Source organism: Buchnera aphidicola (Aphis fabae) (assembly GCF_009069125.1).
Classification (GTDB): domain Bacteria; phylum Pseudomonadota; class Gammaproteobacteria; order Enterobacterales; family Enterobacteriaceae; genus Buchnera; species Buchnera aphidicola_BB.
Map to the genome: position 1 here is coordinate 290,611 of NZ_CP042427.1, position 17,024 is coordinate 307,634.

At 23.7% G+C, this 17,024-nt stretch carries 13 protein-coding genes, 1 tRNA gene, 1 rRNA gene and 1 other RNA gene; 10 read left to right on the top strand and 6 right to left on the bottom strand.

All coding sequences use genetic code 11. The annotated features are described in order from the left end of the window. Positions 1–71: 71 nt before the first annotated feature. Both lon and FQV33_RS01370 read left to right on the top strand, forming a co-directional pair. On the top strand, positions 72–2,405 hold the full coding sequence (gene lon, locus FQV33_RS01365; protein WP_158347924.1) for an endopeptidase La: 2,334 nt from the start codon (positions 72–74) through the stop codon (positions 2,403–2,405). A 122-nt stretch (positions 2,406–2,527) separates the two neighbouring features. Further along, entirely contained in the window at positions 2,528–4,387 is a 1,860-nt protein-coding gene (locus FQV33_RS01370; protein WP_158347926.1) for a SurA N-terminal domain-containing protein, read from the top strand. A gap of 73 nt (positions 4,388–4,460) precedes the next feature. Here FQV33_RS01370 and queC read toward each other — a convergent pair whose 3' ends face one another. Beyond that, positions 4,461–5,171, bottom strand: coding sequence for a 7-cyano-7-deazaguanine synthase QueC (gene queC / locus FQV33_RS01375; protein ID WP_158347928.1), 711 nt, complete (start codon positions 5,169–5,171; stop codon positions 4,461–4,463). 153 nt (positions 5,172–5,324) lie between these two features. Between queC and FQV33_RS01380 the strand changes: the two genes are divergently transcribed. Then, positions 5,325–7,073, top strand: coding sequence for a SmdA family multidrug ABC transporter permease/ATP-binding protein (locus FQV33_RS01380; RefSeq protein WP_158347930.1), 1,749 nt, complete (start codon positions 5,325–5,327; stop codon positions 7,071–7,073). A gap of 16 nt (positions 7,074–7,089) precedes the next feature. Next, positions 7,090–8,832 carry a SmdB family multidrug efflux ABC transporter permease/ATP-binding protein gene (locus tag FQV33_RS01385; RefSeq protein ID WP_158347932.1) on the top strand — a complete coding sequence of 581 codons (1,743 nt, stop codon included), beginning with the start codon at positions 7,090–7,092 and terminating at the stop codon, positions 8,830–8,832. Between the two features lie 21 nt (positions 8,833–8,853). On the opposite strand, the gene ffs is transcribed toward FQV33_RS01385, so the two are convergent. Beyond that, positions 8,854–8,947, bottom strand: an RNA gene (gene ffs / locus FQV33_RS01390) — signal recognition particle sRNA small type. Positions 8,948–9,082: 135 nt separating this feature from the next. On the opposite strand from ffs, the gene dnaX reads away from it, so the two are divergent. The 4 genes from dnaX to adk all read left to right on the top strand — a co-directional run bounded on the left by dnaX (position 9,083) and on the right by adk (position 13,261). Then, the gene (gene dnaX / locus FQV33_RS01395) at positions 9,083–10,183 is read left to right on the top strand and encodes a DNA polymerase III subunit gamma/tau (RefSeq protein WP_158347933.1); all 1,101 of its coding nucleotides are present in this window, start codon (positions 9,083–9,085) and stop codon (positions 10,181–10,183) included. A gap of 47 nt (positions 10,184–10,230) precedes the next feature. Continuing rightward, complete coding sequence (locus FQV33_RS01400; RefSeq protein ID WP_158347935.1) at positions 10,231–10,563, top strand: YbaB/EbfC family nucleoid-associated protein; 333 nt, start codon at positions 10,231–10,233, stop codon at positions 10,561–10,563. A gap of 72 nt (positions 10,564–10,635) precedes the next feature. Next, positions 10,636–12,510, top strand: coding sequence for a molecular chaperone HtpG (gene htpG, locus FQV33_RS01405; RefSeq protein WP_158347937.1), 1,875 nt, complete (start codon positions 10,636–10,638; stop codon positions 12,508–12,510). 73 nt (positions 12,511–12,583) lie between these two features. Beyond that, the gene (adk, locus tag FQV33_RS01410) at positions 12,584–13,261 is read left to right on the top strand and encodes an adenylate kinase (RefSeq protein WP_158347939.1); all 678 of its coding nucleotides are present in this window, start codon (positions 12,584–12,586) and stop codon (positions 13,259–13,261) included. On the opposite strand, the gene FQV33_RS01415 is transcribed toward adk, so the two are convergent. Continuing rightward, positions 13,235–13,308 (bottom strand) — tRNA-Arg (locus FQV33_RS01415). The two genes, adk and FQV33_RS01415, sit on opposite strands and share 27 nt — an antisense overlap. Positions 13,309–13,436: 128 nt before the next feature. On the opposite strand from FQV33_RS01415, the gene folD reads away from it, so the two are divergent. Next, on the top strand, positions 13,437–14,294 hold the full coding sequence (gene folD, locus FQV33_RS01420; protein WP_158347941.1) for a bifunctional methylenetetrahydrofolate dehydrogenase/methenyltetrahydrofolate cyclohydrolase FolD: 858 nt from the start codon (positions 13,437–13,439) through the stop codon (positions 14,292–14,294). A gap of 18 nt (positions 14,295–14,312) precedes the next feature. Here the strand turns inward: folD and cysS are convergent, their stop codons facing one another. Then, on the bottom strand, positions 14,313–15,704 hold the full coding sequence (gene cysS / locus FQV33_RS01425) for a cysteine--tRNA ligase (protein WP_158347943.1): 1,392 nt from the start codon (positions 15,702–15,704) through the stop codon (positions 14,313–14,315). Between the two features lie 256 nt (positions 15,705–15,960). Here cysS and ybeD point away from each other — a divergent pair, with 256 nt between their 5' ends. Then, positions 15,961–16,224, top strand: a complete 264-nt coding sequence (gene ybeD, locus FQV33_RS01430; RefSeq protein WP_158347945.1) for a DUF493 family protein YbeD — start codon at positions 15,961–15,963, stop codon at positions 16,222–16,224. A gap of 112 nt (positions 16,225–16,336) precedes the next feature. Here ybeD and cspE read toward each other — a convergent pair whose 3' ends face one another. Together cspE and rrf are read right to left on the bottom strand one after the other, a co-directional pair. After that, the gene (gene cspE / locus FQV33_RS01435; RefSeq protein WP_009874442.1) at positions 16,337–16,546 is read right to left on the bottom strand and encodes a transcription antiterminator/RNA stability regulator CspE; all 210 of its coding nucleotides are present in this window, start codon (positions 16,544–16,546) and stop codon (positions 16,337–16,339) included. Positions 16,547–16,838: 292 nt separating this feature from the next. Beyond that, positions 16,839–16,954: ribosomal RNA gene (gene rrf / locus FQV33_RS01440) — 5S ribosomal RNA — on the bottom strand. Positions 16,955–17,024: the final 70 nt, after the last annotated feature.

The window sequence follows — 17,024 nt, forward strand, 5'->3', positions numbered from 1 at the left end:
CTGTATATTTTTATATCTTGCAGTTTTCAAATTTACACACAGCAGCGGAAATTCAACTAAGAGAGAGCTCTATGAATTCTGAGCGTTCTGAACGCATTAAAATTCCCGTTTTACCATTAAGAGATGTAGTTGTATATCCTCATATGGTCATTCCATTATTTGTAGGTCGTAAAAAGTCAATTAAATGTATTGAAACATCTATGAATAATGATAAAAAAATTATGTTAATTGCACAAAAAGAAGCTTCAAAAGATGAACCAAATACAAATGATTTATTTAATATAGGAACTATTAGTTCAATTTTACAAATGTTAAAACTTCCAGATGGTACAGTCAAAGTATTAGTTGAAGGTTTACAACGTGCCTATATTAAAAATTTAATTAATACGGGAGAACATTATATTGCTGAAGTAGAATTAATTAATATTTCTAATATTTTAAATAAAGAACATACAGTATTAATTAGAACAACAATAAATCAATTCGAATCTTATATTAAACTGAATAAAAAAATTCCATCAGAAATATTAAATACTCTTAATAATATAACAAACTCAGAAAAACTAGCAGATACAATCGCAGCACATATGCCATTAAAATTAAAAGATAAACAATCAGTATTAGAAATAAATAACGTAAATAAAAGACTAGAATTTTTAATGGCTATAATGGAATCAGAAATCGATTTATTACAAGTAGAAAAAAGAATTAGAAATCGTGTTAAAAAACAAATGGAAAAAAGTCAAAGAGAATATTATTTAAATGAACAAATAAAAGCCATTCAAAAAGAACTTGGTGACATGGATGAAATTCCAGATGAAAATAAAATTTTAAAACAAAAAATCAAATCTTTAAAAATGCCTAAAGAAGCTAAAGAAAAAACAGAATCAGAATTACAAAAGTTAAAAATGATGTCACCAATGTCTGCAGAAGCAACTGTAGTACGAAGTTATATTGATTGGATGATACAAGTTCCTTGGAATACAAAAACAAAAATAAAAAAAGACATTAAAGAAGCTAAAAAAATTCTTGACATTGATCATTTTGGACTTGAAAAAGTCAAAGAAAGAATATTAGAATATTTAGCAGTACAAAGTAGAACAAATAAAGTTAAAGGTCCTATTTTATGCTTAATTGGTCCTCCAGGTGTAGGCAAAACATCATTAGGAAAGTCGATAGCAAGATCAACAGGTAGAAAATACGTAAGAATGGCATTAGGTGGAATAAGAGATGAAGCGGAAATAAGAGGCCACCGTCGTACATATATAGGATCAATGCCTGGAAAATTAATTCAAAAAATGATTAAAGCAAAAGTAAAAAACCCATTATTTTTACTTGATGAAATTGATAAAATGTCTTGTGATGTCAGAGTAGATCCAGCTTCCGCGCTATTAGAAGTTCTTGATCCAGAACAAAATATCAATTTTAATGATCATTATTTAGAAGTAGATTATGATCTTTCTGATGTAATGTTTGTAGCAACTTCAAATTCAATGAATATACCTGCCCCATTACTTGATAGAATGGAAATTATTCGACTTTCTGGCTATACAGAAAATGAAAAATTAAATATAGCCAAATGCTATTTATATCCTAAACAACTTGAAAGAAATGCTTTAAAAAAAGATGAACTAACAATTACTGATTGCGCTATAATGCATATTATTCACTATTATACAAGAGAAGCTGGCGTTCGTAGTCTAGAACGAGAAATATCTAAAATATGTAGAAAAGTCGTAAAAAAATTAATTTTAAATAAATCTTTAAAACATATCGAAATAAATAAAAACAACATAAATAAATTTTTAGGAATAAAAAGATTTGATTATGGTAAAACAAATAACTTAAATCAAATTGGACAAGTAGTTGGATTAGCATGGACAGAAGTTGGTGGAGAATTACTAACAATTGAAACAGCATGTGTTTCAGGTAAAGGAAAACTTACTTATACTGGTTCTTTAGGTGAAGTAATGCAAGAATCAATTCAAGCTGCATTAACAGTTGTTCGATCACAAGCTGAAAAACTAGGAATTAAAAAAGATTTTTATGAAAAACATGATATTCATGTACATGTCCCAGAAGGTGCTACTCCAAAAGATGGTCCAAGTGCAGGTATTGCAATGTGCACTGCTATAGTCTCTTCTTTAACAAAAAATCCTGTCAAATCTAATATTGCTATGACAGGGGAAATTACTTTACAAGGGAAAGTACTTACTATTGGAGGATTAAAAGAAAAACTATTAGCAGCGCATCGTGGAGGTGTTAAAACAGTCTTAATACCATATGAAAATCAACGTCATTTAGAAGAAATACCAAAAAATATCATTAATGGATTAACAATATATCCAGTAAAACATATTGAAGAAGTGTTAAAATTAGCATTAGAAAAAACACCCTATATATAATCACAAAATATATTTAAATAAAAATAAATTTGGCTGACAAAAAGTTGTCAGCCTTTATAATATCAATTATAAACATTAAAAAATTTTAATATAAAATTAAAAATATTTAGGATCGTTGCATTATGATTAAATTTTTTAAAACACGATCAAAGCACATTTTAGTTAAATGTATTTTAGGAATAGTTATTTTATCAATAATATTTGGTACTTTAAATAATTATATTCATCGAGATACAACGAAATATGTAGCAGAAATTAATAAAGAAAAAGTTAGTTTTGAAACATTAAAAAACACATTTAATCTTGAATTAAATAAACAAAAAGAAATACTGGGAACACATTTTAATATAATTAATAATAAAACATTTAGAGAAAATATATACAATTACGTATTATCTCAATTAATAAATAATATTTTATTAGAACAATACACAAAAAATATTGAATTTAATTTAGATAATAGTGAAATTAAAAAAATAATATTAAACTCTAATATGTTTCAAGAAAATAATAAATTTAATAATAAAAAATATTTAAATTATTTAGAATCAGTTAATTTAACAAATTATGAATATATAGAATTAATTAAAAAAAAATTAAATACAATAAATTTAGTTAATACGATTGCAGAAACAAATTTTATATTAGATAGTGAAAAAAAACATATAATAAAGTTATTATCTCAAAAAAGAATAATTAAAAAAGAAATTTTTAAAATTCATTCTATAAAAAATTACAATATAAATAATGTAGAAGTTTTAAATTATTTTAATAATAATAAAAATAAATTTTACAGTCCAGAACAATTTCAAATTAGTTATATTCACATACAACCAAATGAATTGAATATAAAATGCAATGATGAAGAAGTTAAAGATTGGTATAAAAAAAATATAGATAAATATTCAACACCAGAAAAAAGAAATTATAGTATTATTCAAACAAAAACTAAAAAAGAAGCATTATTAATATTATTAAAACTAAAAAAAGGAGAAAATTTTTCAAAAATAGCAAAAGAAAAATCAATAGAACCCATCTCTTCTAAAAACGGAGGAAATATTGGGTGGATAGAAACGAATTTAATACCTGAAGAAATAAAAAAATCAAATTTAAATAAAAATAATCAAATTTCTGATGTTATTAAATTTAATAATGAATTTTTAATTATTAAGTTAAATAAAATTTTATTTAAAAAGATAAAAAAAATTTCAGAAGTATCCGATATTATCAAATCTGAAATAAAACATAAAAAAGCTTTAACTACATATTACAAATTAAAAGATAAAATTTTATTTTTATCTAAAAAATACAAAGATCGATTTGATTTAATTGAAAAAGAATCTAATATTAAATCTATAGAAACTTTATGGTTTGATAAAAATTCAATTCCACAAATATTTCAAAACCCTACCTTGAAAAAAATAATTTTTCAACCAGGACTATTAGATAGAGAAAAAAAACTAAAATCACATTCAGGATTAATTGAATTAAAAAACAATCAACTATTCATATTAACTGTTAAAAATTTTAAAATAAAAAAATTAAAAAATTTTACAGATGTTAAAAATAATATTATAAATATTTTAAAATATACTAAAGCTCTTCAAGAAACAAAAGAAAAAACAAAAAATATTTTATTTGAATTAAATAATGGAAACAAAGAAATATTAAGTAAAGAAAATTTACTTTTTAACGATTCAGAAATACTATCTCGATATGATCATAATCCTATTGTATCTAAAATTTTTTCCATGCCATATAGAATTAATAAGAAAAAAATTTATACTATGTATCAAGATAAAAACAAAAATTTTGTAATTGCATTTATATCTAAAATTTACAATGAAAAATTTTCGAAAAACGAAGAAGAAATTCTTGTAAAATATTTAGAAAAAAATAGTATAGAAAAAATATTTAATTGTATTATTAAAAACCTTCATAAAAAATCTAAAATTACATATGAGAACATAGAAAACATATAAATATATTTTAATATTTATTAAAACAAAATATTTTTACATTCATACATATTTGAATATATTTACAAAAATCAAATTAATCATGAAAATTAAATTTTTCTTTTAATTTTGTCATATAATATGAAGGATTAGACTTCCACTTGTTAAATCCTTCATAACGAATAATACATGCTTGACATTGACCACATCCATTTCCTATTAAACCTTTATAACAAGTTACTGTATGGTTAAGAATAAATTTACTTGAATTCCAATAATCTGATAAAGACCATATTTCTGGTTTACTTAAATTCATCAAAGGAACTTTAAAACTAATTTGAAAATCCATTCCAATTTGAATAACATGATTCATTGCTGTAATAAATTCATTTCTACAATCCGGATAACCAGAAAAATCAATTGTATTTACACCTAAAATAACAGAATCAATTTGATTATTAAAAGCATACATAGAAGATAAAGTTAAAAATAAAATATTTCGACCTGGCACAAAAGTACTAGGTAATAAAGAGTTTAATGGGTGATTATTACAAATAGAAATATTTTTATCTGTTAAACTACTTTTAGAAAGATTTTTTAAAAATTTAATATCTATAAATATATGTTTTTTAACTCTAAAATATTTTGATATAAAACGAGCAGCATTAATTTCAGATCTATGTAATTGATTATAATCAAAAGTAATACAATAAATTTCTTTATACAAATTGGCATAATGTATTAGACAAGTTGTTGAATCTTGACCACCACTAAAAACTATTAGTACTTTTTTTGTCTTTTTATTCATATTGTTCTTTTTATACGTCTATAATTTAAAAACATTATAATTAATATTATATATTAAGAAGAAAAAAAAATATTTTTAATTTTAAAAAAAATCAATTAAAAATATATAATATTAAAATATATATTCTTCATATTTACATTCTAGGATTATTTTGTGAGATTGTTTAATCAATTAAAATGGTATTTTATAAAAGAATGGAAACGTTATTTAGGATCGATTATTTTATTAGTAACAATAGCATTTTTACAATTAATACCACCTAAGATAATTGGAATTTTAATCGATTTAATTATCAAAGAAAAAATGAGTGGCATACAAACATTACCATGGATTTTAATTATTTTTTTAATTGCAATTACTGTATATATATTAAGATATTTATGGAGAATTCTTTTATTTGGAGCATCTTATAATCTAGCAACAGAATTAAGAGTAAAATTTTACTCACATCTTAGCAATCAAAGTCAAATATTTTTTTTAAAAAATAGAACTGGAGATTTAATTGCTAGAGCTACAAATGATGTTGATCGCGTTGTATTTGCAGCAGGAGAAGGTGTTTTAACACTTATAGATTCATCTATTATGGGTTTATCTGTGTTAGTTGTAATGATTACTCAAATTAGTTGGTTATTAACAATTATTTCCCTTATACCAATGCCGATTATGGCGATTTTAATTAAAAAATATGGAAAAGAACTACATGATAAATTTAGGCATGCACAACATTCATTTTCTTTATTAAATAATCAAACACAAGAGATATTAACTAGTATTCGAATGATTCGGTCATTTGGATTAGAAAAGAACCAATTAAAAAAATTTAATCATATTGTTAATGAAGCTGGAAAAAAAAATATGCAAGTAGCTAAGATAGATGCTCGATTTGATCCTGTAATCTACTTATCAGTCGCATTTTCTAATTTACTAGCTATTACTATAGGTGGATATTTAGTATGGAATTATACAATTACTATAGGACAATTAACAAGTTTTATTATGTATTTAGGATTAATGATTTGGCCAATGTTAGCACTAGCATGGATGTTTAATATTGTTGAAAGAGGAAGTGCAGCATGGGAAAGAATTTATTCAATTATTAACCAAAAACTATATATTGAAGATGGTAAAAAAACCACATCTAATGCTTCAAAAATAATAGATGTTTATATTAATACTTTCTTTTATCCAAAAAGAAACATTCCATCTTTAAAAAAAATTAGTTTTACTCTTTTGCCGGGAAAAATTTTAGGTATTTGTGGTCCAACTGGTTCTGGAAAAAGCACTTTATTAAAACTAATACAAAGACAATTTAAAATTACTGAAGGAGAAATAACTTATGGTTCAATTTCATTATTACAATTAAAAATTGATTACTGGAGAAGTAAAATTTCTGTAGTCAATCAAACTGCATTTTTATTTTCAGATAATATATATAACAATATTTCTTTAGGAAAACCTGATGCATCTAAAAGTGAAATTGAAAAAGCAGCGAAATTAGCAGATATACACAAAGATATTATATGTTTACCTCAAGGATATCAAACAAAAGTTGGTGAACGAGGTGTAATGTTATCTGGCGGTCAAAAACAACGAATTTCTATAGCTCGAGCATTATTATTAAATACAGAAATATTAATTTTAGATGATGCTTTATCTGCAGTAGATGGAAACACTGAAAATAATATTTTAAATAATTTAGAACAATGGAAAAACACCGAACGTTCAATCATAATTGTAGCACATCGTTTATCTGGATTAATTAATGCAGATGAAATTATTGTTATTAAAAACGGTGTAATTATTCAAAAAGGAAATCATCAAAAACTAATACAAGAAAAAAATTGGTATCAATCTATGTATTATTACCAACAATCAAAAAAAATTGAGGATAATTTAAAATAGATGAGAAATTTATAATATGGATCATTTAATAGAATTTTGGCCAATTTTACAACGTTTAATACAATATGCCAGACCTTGGAAAAAAAAAATTATATTAGCATTTTTTTTGCTGATAAGTGGTGCAACTTCAGAAGTATTAGGCCCCATTCTAATTAGTTATTTTATTAACAATATTTTATCTAAACATGAATTTTATTTACAATCAATACTGATGATTATCATTACATTTATTATACTACAAATATTAGCAGTTTTTTTTAACTATTTCCAAAGTATTTATTTTAATAAAATAGCTGTAAAAGTGATTAATAAATTACGTAATGACGTTATGCAATCAGCAATAAACCAACCTATTTATCAATTTGATTCTCAACCTATTGGTCAAATTATTTCTAAAGTTACCAATGATACTGAAGTAATTAAAGAACTATATGATACTGTTGCCCCTACTTTATTTCGTAGTATAACATTAATTCTTATTATATTATTCGCAATGTTCACTCTTGAATGGCATATGGCAATAATTGCAATTTTTATTATACCATTAGTAATAATTATTATGTCAATTTATCAATATTATAGTACTCCATTACTTCGAAATGTTAGATATTATTTAGCAAATATTAATAATAAATTCAATGAAACTATCAATGGAATGAATGTAATTCAACAATTTAGTCAGCAAAGTAGATTTAAAAAAAGTATTCAAGATAGTAGTCAATTACATTATTTAGCACGTATGAAAATATTAAAATTAGATGGTTTTCTACTAAGACCGTTGTTAAGCTTAATATCAGCTTTAGTATTATGTAGTTTTATTTTTTCATTTAGTTGCTTAAAAAATGAAGTATTTGAAGTAGGTGTATTATATGCTTTTATTACATATCTAGGACGTCTTAATGAACCTTTAATTTCAATAACTATTCAACAATCTATATTACAACAAGCAATTGTTGCTGGAGAAAGAATATTTTCTCTTATAGATTCAAAAAAACAAGAATATGGAAAAAATAAAAAAAAATTACAAACTGGAAGAGTCAACATTAAAAACCTTTATTTTAATTATTCAAACAGTCCCAAAAATATACTTAATAATATTAATATAGATATTCCATCTAAAAGTTTTATTGCATTTGTCGGTCATACAGGAAGTGGAAAAAGCACTTTAGCTCATTTATTAATGGGATATTATCCAATTAAAAATGGAGAAATATATCTTGATAATAAACCTATTAGTTCTATAAGTCATTGTGTTTTAAGAGAAAGTATATTAATGGTACAACAAGATCCAATAATTCTTGCAGATACTTTTTTTTCTAATATTGCATTAGGAAGAAAGATATCAGAAGATAAAGTATGGGAAATATTAAAAATTGTTAATCTTTTTTCTTTAGTTAAATCTATGCCGAAAGGTTTATATTCTATTTTAGGAGAAGAAGGTAATACTTTATCTGTCGGACAAAAGCAACTATTATCTATTGCTAGAATACTTGTCAAAACTCCTAAAATACTTATATTAGATGAAGCAACTGCTAGTATTGATTCTGGAACTGAAAAATTAATTCAAACTACTTTAACTTCCATAAAAAAACATACTACATTAATTGTTATAGCACATAGACTATCTACAATAGTTGAAGCGGATATTATTGTAGTTTTAGATAGAGGAAAAGTTGTTGAATTTGGAACACATAACAAATTATTAAAAACAAAAAGTTATTATTCAAAAATGTATAATTTTCAATTGTCTAAATACTAAAATATTAAATTTAGAAGATTCTGTTAGTTAAAACAAAACACCTGTATGCATTGATTTAGCTGCTTCTTTCCAGATCTGACTCATTTTTCAATTTAACAGTGTTTAGGTCTAACAGAATCTTCTTTTTTACATTTTAATATAAAAAATTGAATTTCATATTCTATACACTAAATGTATAATTTACAACTAATATTTTAAAGAAATTTTTAATCTTTAAATACAATTAATATCATAAAAACATTTAAAAAATATGAACTATCAAATATTAGCAAGAAAATATCGTCCTAAATATTTTAAAGAAATTATTGGTCAAAATCATATTATAACTTCGATATGTAATGCAATTTCTATTAAAAGAATACATCATGCATGGTTGCTTTCTGGAACTAGAGGAATTGGAAAAACTACTATTGGCCGATTATTAGCTAAAAGTTTAAATTGTCAAAAAAATATTAGTGCCATACCTTGTAGAAAGTGTATTGTTTGCAGAGAAATAGAACAAGGAACCTCTCTTGATTTTATTGAAATAGATGCTGCTTCTAGAACAAAGATAGAAGATATGAGAGAAATTTTAGATAATATTTATTATGCTCCAATTAAAAGTAGATTTAAAATATACTTGATTGATGAAGTACATATGCTTTCTAGATATAGCTTTAATGCACTTTTAAAAACCCTTGAAGAACCACCTAAACATGTTAAATTTATTTTAGCGACAACAGAAATAGAAAAAATACCTAAAACTATTATCTCTCGTTGTTTATATTTTACACTAAATATATTATCTGAAGAAGATATTTTTAATTATTTAAAGTTTGTTTTAAATAATGAAAATATTAATTTTGATATAGACGCTTTAAAAATAATATCTGAATACGCTAAAGGAAGTATGAGAGATGCATTAAATTTATTAGAACATGCTATAAGTTTTAGTAAAAACAATATTAATTTAAAAAATATTAATGAAATGTTAAGTATTCCAAGTAAAAAAAATGTTTATTTATTAACTAAATTTTTATTAGAAAAAAATTCTAAAAAAATGATGTTCTTATTAAATAAAATGGATAAGATAAATATAGAATGGGAAAATGTTTTAATAGAAGTATTACGTATATTACATCATATTGCTATGATAAAAACATATCCATTAGAATGGAATGAAAATATTTATAAAAATTATCAATATGACATAAAAGAAATAGCACATAAAAAAAACAAAAAAAATATTCAAATATGTTATAAAATTCTCCTAGATGGAAGAAAAAATTTAACTTTTTCACCTAATCATAAAATAGGTGTAAAAATGACATTACTTCAAGCAATTACAGAAATAAAAAAAGAAATTTCATAAAAAATCAATCATAAATTTTTATTAAAAATTTTAAAAGTGAGAAAATTATGTTTAGTAAAGGTGGTTTAGGCAATTTAATGAAACAAGCTCAACAAATGCAAGAAAAAATGGCAAAAATACAGGAAGAAATTGCTAAAATGGAAGTTACAGGAGAAGCAGGAGCAGGATTAGTAAAAGTCACTATTAATGGATCTCACAACTGTAGAAGAGTAGAAATAGATCCAAGTTTATTAAAAGATAATGATAAAGATATGCTAGAAGATTTAGCAGCTGCTGCATTCAATGATGCAGCTAGAAGAATATCTGAAGTTCAAAAGAAAAAAATGTCTAATATATCTACTGGTATGCAACTTCCTTCAGGTTTTAATATGCCTATATAAATATTAAAAGTTTTAATTTTTAAATAAACTTTTAAAAATATTTTATATCTTAATTTAATACAGGATTTTTCTATGAATATACCAAAAACAGAAACATATAGTTTCCAATCTGAAGTAAAACAATTATTGCATTTAATGATTCATTCTTTATATTCAAACAAAGAAATTTTTTTAAGAGAATTAATATCTAATGCATCAGATGCAATAGATAAACTACGATTTGAATCTATATCATCACCAGAATTATCTAATAACACACCAAAAATTCAAATTTCTATTAATAAATCGCAAAGAACACTGATTATTAATGACAATGGAATTGGAATGACAAGAAAAGATATAATTGAAAATTTAGGAACAATTGCCAAATCAGGTACTAAGTCATTTTTAAAATCTTTAGAAAATAAACAAAACAACATAAAAAATGAATTAATCGGCGAGTTTGGAGTAGGTTTTTATTCAGCTTTTATAGTTTCAGATAAGGTATTAGTAAGAACAAAATTTGCTGGAAATAAATCTAATGACGGAATATTATGGGAATCTTCAGGAGAAGGTAAATATAATATAACAAACGTTATTAAGAAAACAAAAGGTACTGAAATTACATTATTTTTAAAAAAAGAAGAAGATGAATTTTTAGAAACATGGAAAATTAAAAATATTGTCAACAAATATTCAGATCATATTACTGTGCCAGTAGAAATACAAATATATGATGAAAAAAATAAAACATATTTTTGGGAACAAATAAATAAAGCCCAAGCATTATGGATTAGAAATAAATCTTCTATTAGTGATAATGAATATCAAGAATTTTATAAGTATCTAACACATGATCAAAATAATCCTATTACTTGGAGCCACAATTATGTAGAAGGTACTCACGAATATACTAGTTTATTATATGTTCCAGAAAAAGCAGCTTGGGATATTTGGAATAGAGAAAACAAACATGGTTTAAAATTATATGTGAAACGTGTTTATATTATGGATAATTCTCAAGAATTTCTACCAAACTATCTTAGATTTATTAGAGGTATAATAGATTCAAATAGTTTACCTTTAAACGTTTCTAGAGAAATATTACAAAATAATTCTATTACTCAAAATTTAAAAAAAGCATTAGTAAAAAGATCATTAAAAATGTTAGATAAATTATCTAAGAACGATAATGAAAAATATCAATCTTTTTGGAATCAGTTTGGATTAGTGTTAAAAGAAGGGCCAGCAGAAGATAATGAAAATTTAAATTTAATAGCTAATCTATTGCGATTTACATCAATTAAAAATAATAGTGCAGAACAAAAAATATCATTAAAACAATATGTATCTAATATGATTGAAAAACAAGAAAAAATATATTATATAACTGCTGATAGTTATATATCTGCCAAGAATAGTCCACATCTGGAATTATTTAACAAAAAAGACATTGATGTTTTATTGTTATCAGATAGAATTGACGAATGGATGATGAATTATCTTGTTGAGTTTGAAGGTAAGAAATTTCAGTCTATTAGCAAAGAAGATTCATCGCTAAATAAACTTATAGAAGAAAAATTAACAAATAAAGAAGAAACATCAAAAGAAATAGTTGATTTCTTAAGCAGGGTTAAAAAAGTACTGGGTAATAAAGTAAAATCTGTGAGATTAACAAATAGATTAACAGATACTCCATGTATTGTTTTAAGCGACTCAAATGAAATGAGCACACAAATGGCTAAACTTTTTACTGCTGCAGGACAACCTGTTCCAGAATTAAAATATATATTTGAAATTAATCCAAAACATGAATTAATTAAAAAAATATCTAAAATTAGTGAAGAAGAAATCTTTTCAGAATGGATAAAATTATTATTAGATCAATCATTATTTGCTGAAAAAGGTAATTTAGATAATCCACATAAATTTATTTCTAGAATGAATAAATTATTTATACAATTATAAAAATATGATTACTACTTATTTATAGTAGTAATCTGAATCTTACAACTATTTCAAAATAAAATAAAAAATAATTATGCGTATTGTTTTATTAGGTGCACCAGGTAGTGGAAAAGGAACTCAATCTAAATTTATTACAGAAAAATATAAAATCCCACAAATATCTACAGGAGATATATTACGTGCACATATTAAATTAAAAAATAAAATTGGGAAAAAAATATATAATATTTTAAAAAATGGAGAATTAGTTTCAGATAATATTGTTTGTAATCTTATTTATGAAAGAATCAAACAAAAAGATTGTAGTCAAGGTTTTTTATTAGATGGATTTCCAAGAACAATTCAACAAGCAGAATATATATCAAATTTAGATATTAAAATAAATTTTGTTTTTGAATTTATTGTACCAGATGCATTAATACTTCAAAGAATATCAGGTAGAAGAATACATATACAATCAGGTAGAACTTATCATATCTACTTTAATCCCCCAAAACAAGAAGGAAAAGATGATATAACCAAAGAAACACTGATTATTCGAGAAGATGATAAAATCGAAAGCATTCAAAATAGACTTGAAAATTACAAAAAAAATAATCATATATTGAATAAATATTATTTAAAAGAAGAACAGTTAAAAAAGTTAAAATTTTTTAAAATTGATGGAATAAAAAAACCTGATATTATTAAAAAAGAAATACAAAAAATAATAGAAAGTAATTTTTGCGTTCTACAGGATTCGAACCTGTGACCTACGGCTTAGAAGGCCGTTGCTCTATCCAGCTGAGCTAAGAACGCATTAAAAATATAATATAAAATTTAACATTAAAATACTATATATGCAACTAAATTAACATTATGTTCAAAAAATATATTAAATGATAAATAATTTTTAATTAAATACAAATTAATTGAGTTACTAAATAATGGCGGCAATAATTATAGATGGTAGAAAAATAGCAGAAAATTTAGAAATAAAAATTTTAAAAAAAATACAAAAAAGACAAAAAAATGGAAAAAGAATTCCAGGATTAGCAATGATTTTAATAGGAAACAATTCTGCTTCTCAAGTTTATGTAAATAAAAAAATATTAGCTTGTAAAAATGTTGGATTAATTTCTAAATATTGGAATTTTCCAAACACTGTTAAAGAAGAAAAAATATTACATCTTATTGATAAATTAAATAATGACATTAATATAGATGGTATTTTAATTCAACTACCTATTCCTAAAAAAATTAATCATTTTAAAATTTTTACAAGTATCAGACCAGATAAAGACGTAGACGGATTTCACCCATATAACACAGGATTATTATGTCAAAGAAATCCTACTTTAAGAGCTTGTACTCCCAAAGGTATCATTACTATGTTAAATTATATGAAAATTAAAACACATGGACTGAATGCAGTTGTAGTAGGGGCATCTAATATAGTAGGAAGACCTATGAGTTTAGAATTATTATTAGCAGGATGTACAACAACTATTACACATAGATTTACTAAAAATTTAAAAAACCATGTAAATAATGCTGATTTATTAATTGTTGCTATTGGAAAACCAAATTTTTTAAAAGGAAGTTGGATAAAGCAAGATTCTATTGTAATTGATGTCGGAATTAATCAATTACCAAACGGTTCTATAGTTGGTGATGTTGATTTTAAATCCGCATCCTTAAAAGCTTCTTATATAACTCCAGTTCCAGGTGGAGTTGGGCCGATGACTGTTATAACATTACTTCAAAATACGTTAGAAGCTTGTGAAAAATATCATGACATTTAAAAATTTGAGAAAAATTATTTATTTCTTGTATCTCCAAAATGTTTTATCAGATGAATCTTCTAAAATTACATTGAATTTTCGTATTTCATCGCGTAATTGATCAGCTTCTTTCCAACGTTTCAAATTTCTATAAATATTTCGTTTTTCAATCAAAATTTCAATTTTTTTTATTTTTTCTTGAGTAAAAAAAGATTTTTTTTGTAAAAAATCTTCAGGTTCTTCTAATAAAAAATTTAAACTAATAGCTAATTTTTTCAATCGAAAAGCAAGCAAATTAGATTTATATAAATCATTTTTCTTAAAATAGTTAATTTTTCTAGCTATTTTCATTAATATAAAAAACGCTTCTGGAGTGTTAAAATCATCATTTATTGCATCATAAAATAGACATTCTAAATTTATACCTTCTGTAGAATTAGGAATAGGATCGGTATTATACAGTGTATTATATAAGTACTTTAATGATGATTCTGCTGTTTTTAAATTTTCTTCAGAATAATAAAGAGGATGACGATAATGTGTAGATAAGAAAAAATAACGCAATACTTCAGGTTGATAGTGTAATAAAACATCTTTTAAAAAATATGCATTACCTAATGATTTAGACATTTTTTGATCATGTATTATTACCATACCAGAGTGAATCCAAAAATTAATTTTAAATTCATTATTAAAACATCTTGATTGAGATATTTCATTTTCATGATGAGGAAATAAAAGATCTGAACCACCTCCATGAATATCTATATAATTTTCAAAAGCAACATTAGTAATAGCTGTGCATTCAATATGCCATCCAGGTCTACCTTTTCCCCAAGGTGATTCCCAAAAGCATTTATCTGTTTCTTTAGATTTTTTCCAAAGTACAAAATCTAATGGATTTTGCTTTATTGTATTTGAAGTCATACGTTTACTAGAAATTAAATTTTTTAAAGATTGACGAGATAAAGAACCATAATACTTATCACTATCTATTGAAAAAACAACATCACCCTGACTATTTATATATGCATTTTTGTTCTGAATTAGTTTTTTAATAATGTGAATAATATCATAAATATGTTCTGTAACTCGTGGTTCTTGATCGGGAGAATCAATCCCTAAACGTAAGAAATCCTGTTTCATTGCATCTATCATAGAATTTGAAAAAATTTTAATATCTACATCTTTTTCCAAAGATTTTAAAATAATTTTATCATCAATATCTGTAATATTTCGAATATATTTTACTTGAAAACCTAAAAATCTTAAATAACGTACTATCATGTCAAATACAACAAAAGTACGTGCGTGACCAATATGACAAAAATCATAAACAGTAACACCACAAACATATAAATTAATTTTCTTATTTTTAATAGGTTTAAATTTTTCTTTTTTACTAGTTAATGTATTAAAAAATTTTAACATAATTTTCCTATAAAAAATTTAAAAAAAAATAATATAAAATATATTATTTTCTATATTGTCAATATGATAAACTAACTATATTAGTTAGAATTTAAATATTTTAAAAATTTTATATCTGTAAATTGAATTTTAAAATATGTAAAATATCGAAATATACGTTAATTATTAAAATAATTATATATTATTTATAGAATATTTTATAAAATTTATTCTAAAATTATAAATATTTTATAAAAAATAAAACCAGGATTAGTTAATGAAGACAAAATTACGAGAAATGTTAAAATTCCCTTGTTTTTTTACTTATAAGATCATTGGTTTAGCTCAGCCTGAACTTATTGATCAAATAATAAAAGTCATTCAAATTCAGATTCCTGGAGATTATACACCTCAAGTTAAATCAAGTAACAGGGGAAATTATATTTCTATTTCAATTACAATATGCGCTAAAAATTTTAAACAAATTGAAACTTTATATCATGATATTAGTCAAATCAATATGGTAAGAATGGTTTTATAAAAAAATATATAAAACTACAAAATATATTGCATATAGTACAGCTCGATAAAGAGCCGTACTAAAAAAAGATATTTAATTGTTATTATCTCTATAAAACATCATAGATAATACTCTATAAACTAATAACGTTAGCAGCAGATGGCCCCTTTGCTCCTTCAGTAATTTCAAATTCAACACTTTGACCTTCTGCTAAAGTTTTAAATCCATTACTCTGTATAGCTGAAAAATGAACAAAAACATCTTTACTTCCATCTTCTGGAGTAATAAAACCAAAACCTTTAGATTCATTAAACCACTTAACATTACCTTTAATCTTGGACATCTATATTACCTTCACATAAAAATATACTAAATTAAAAAACGAACAAAAATAATTATAAATGATTTTTATCATAAACAATAAAAAATCAAAAATAATATAAAATTTTTAATAGATTAACATGTAAATCTATTGTTAGCTAGAAAGTAATGTATTTAAAAAAGAATTTTTATATCTATTTCTATAAAAAATTATTTTTTTTAAAACATTAAATATTCTTATAATTACTTATTCTTGAAAAAATCTTTTTTTTACATATAAAAAAACCCGAAAAAATTTTTTCGGGTTTTTTTATGCCTGGAATTTACCTACTCTCACACGGGGAGACCCCGTACTACCATTGGCGATGAAGCGTTTCACTTCTGAGTTCGGAATGGATTCAGGTGGTACCACTACACTATTTTTACCAGGCATTTTAGTTTTATAATGCTATTATAATATATATATATATTAATACAACAATAAATTCAGTAAAACAAGC

Excerpts from the sequence above, each read along its gene's own strand:
- lon (WP_158347924.1), top strand. The coding sequence starts at position 72 with ATGAATTCTGAGCGTTCTGAACGCATTAAAATTCCCGTTTTACCATTA.
- FQV33_RS01370 (WP_158347926.1), top strand. The coding sequence starts at position 2,528 with ATGATTAAATTTTTTAAAACACGATCAAAGCACATTTTAGTTAAATGT.
- queC (WP_158347928.1), bottom strand. The coding sequence starts at position 5,171 with ATGAATAAAAAGACAAAAAAAGTACTAATAGTTTTTAGTGGTGGTCAA.
- FQV33_RS01385 (WP_158347932.1), top strand. The coding sequence starts at position 7,090 with ATGGATCATTTAATAGAATTTTGGCCAATTTTACAACGTTTAATACAA.
- dnaX (WP_158347933.1), top strand. The coding sequence starts at position 9,083 with ATGAACTATCAAATATTAGCAAGAAAATATCGTCCTAAATATTTTAAA.
- FQV33_RS01400 (WP_158347935.1), top strand. The coding sequence starts at position 10,231 with ATGTTTAGTAAAGGTGGTTTAGGCAATTTAATGAAACAAGCTCAACAA.
- htpG (WP_158347937.1), top strand. The coding sequence starts at position 10,636 with ATGAATATACCAAAAACAGAAACATATAGTTTCCAATCTGAAGTAAAA.
- adk (WP_158347939.1), top strand. The coding sequence starts at position 12,584 with ATGCGTATTGTTTTATTAGGTGCACCAGGTAGTGGAAAAGGAACTCAA.
- folD (WP_158347941.1), top strand. The coding sequence starts at position 13,437 with ATGGCGGCAATAATTATAGATGGTAGAAAAATAGCAGAAAATTTAGAA.
- cysS (WP_158347943.1), bottom strand. The coding sequence starts at position 15,704 with ATGTTAAAATTTTTTAATACATTAACTAGTAAAAAAGAAAAATTTAAA.
- ybeD (WP_158347945.1), top strand. The coding sequence starts at position 15,961 with ATGAAGACAAAATTACGAGAAATGTTAAAATTCCCTTGTTTTTTTACT.
- cspE (WP_009874442.1), bottom strand. The coding sequence starts at position 16,546 with ATGTCCAAGATTAAAGGTAATGTTAAGTGGTTTAATGAATCTAAAGGT.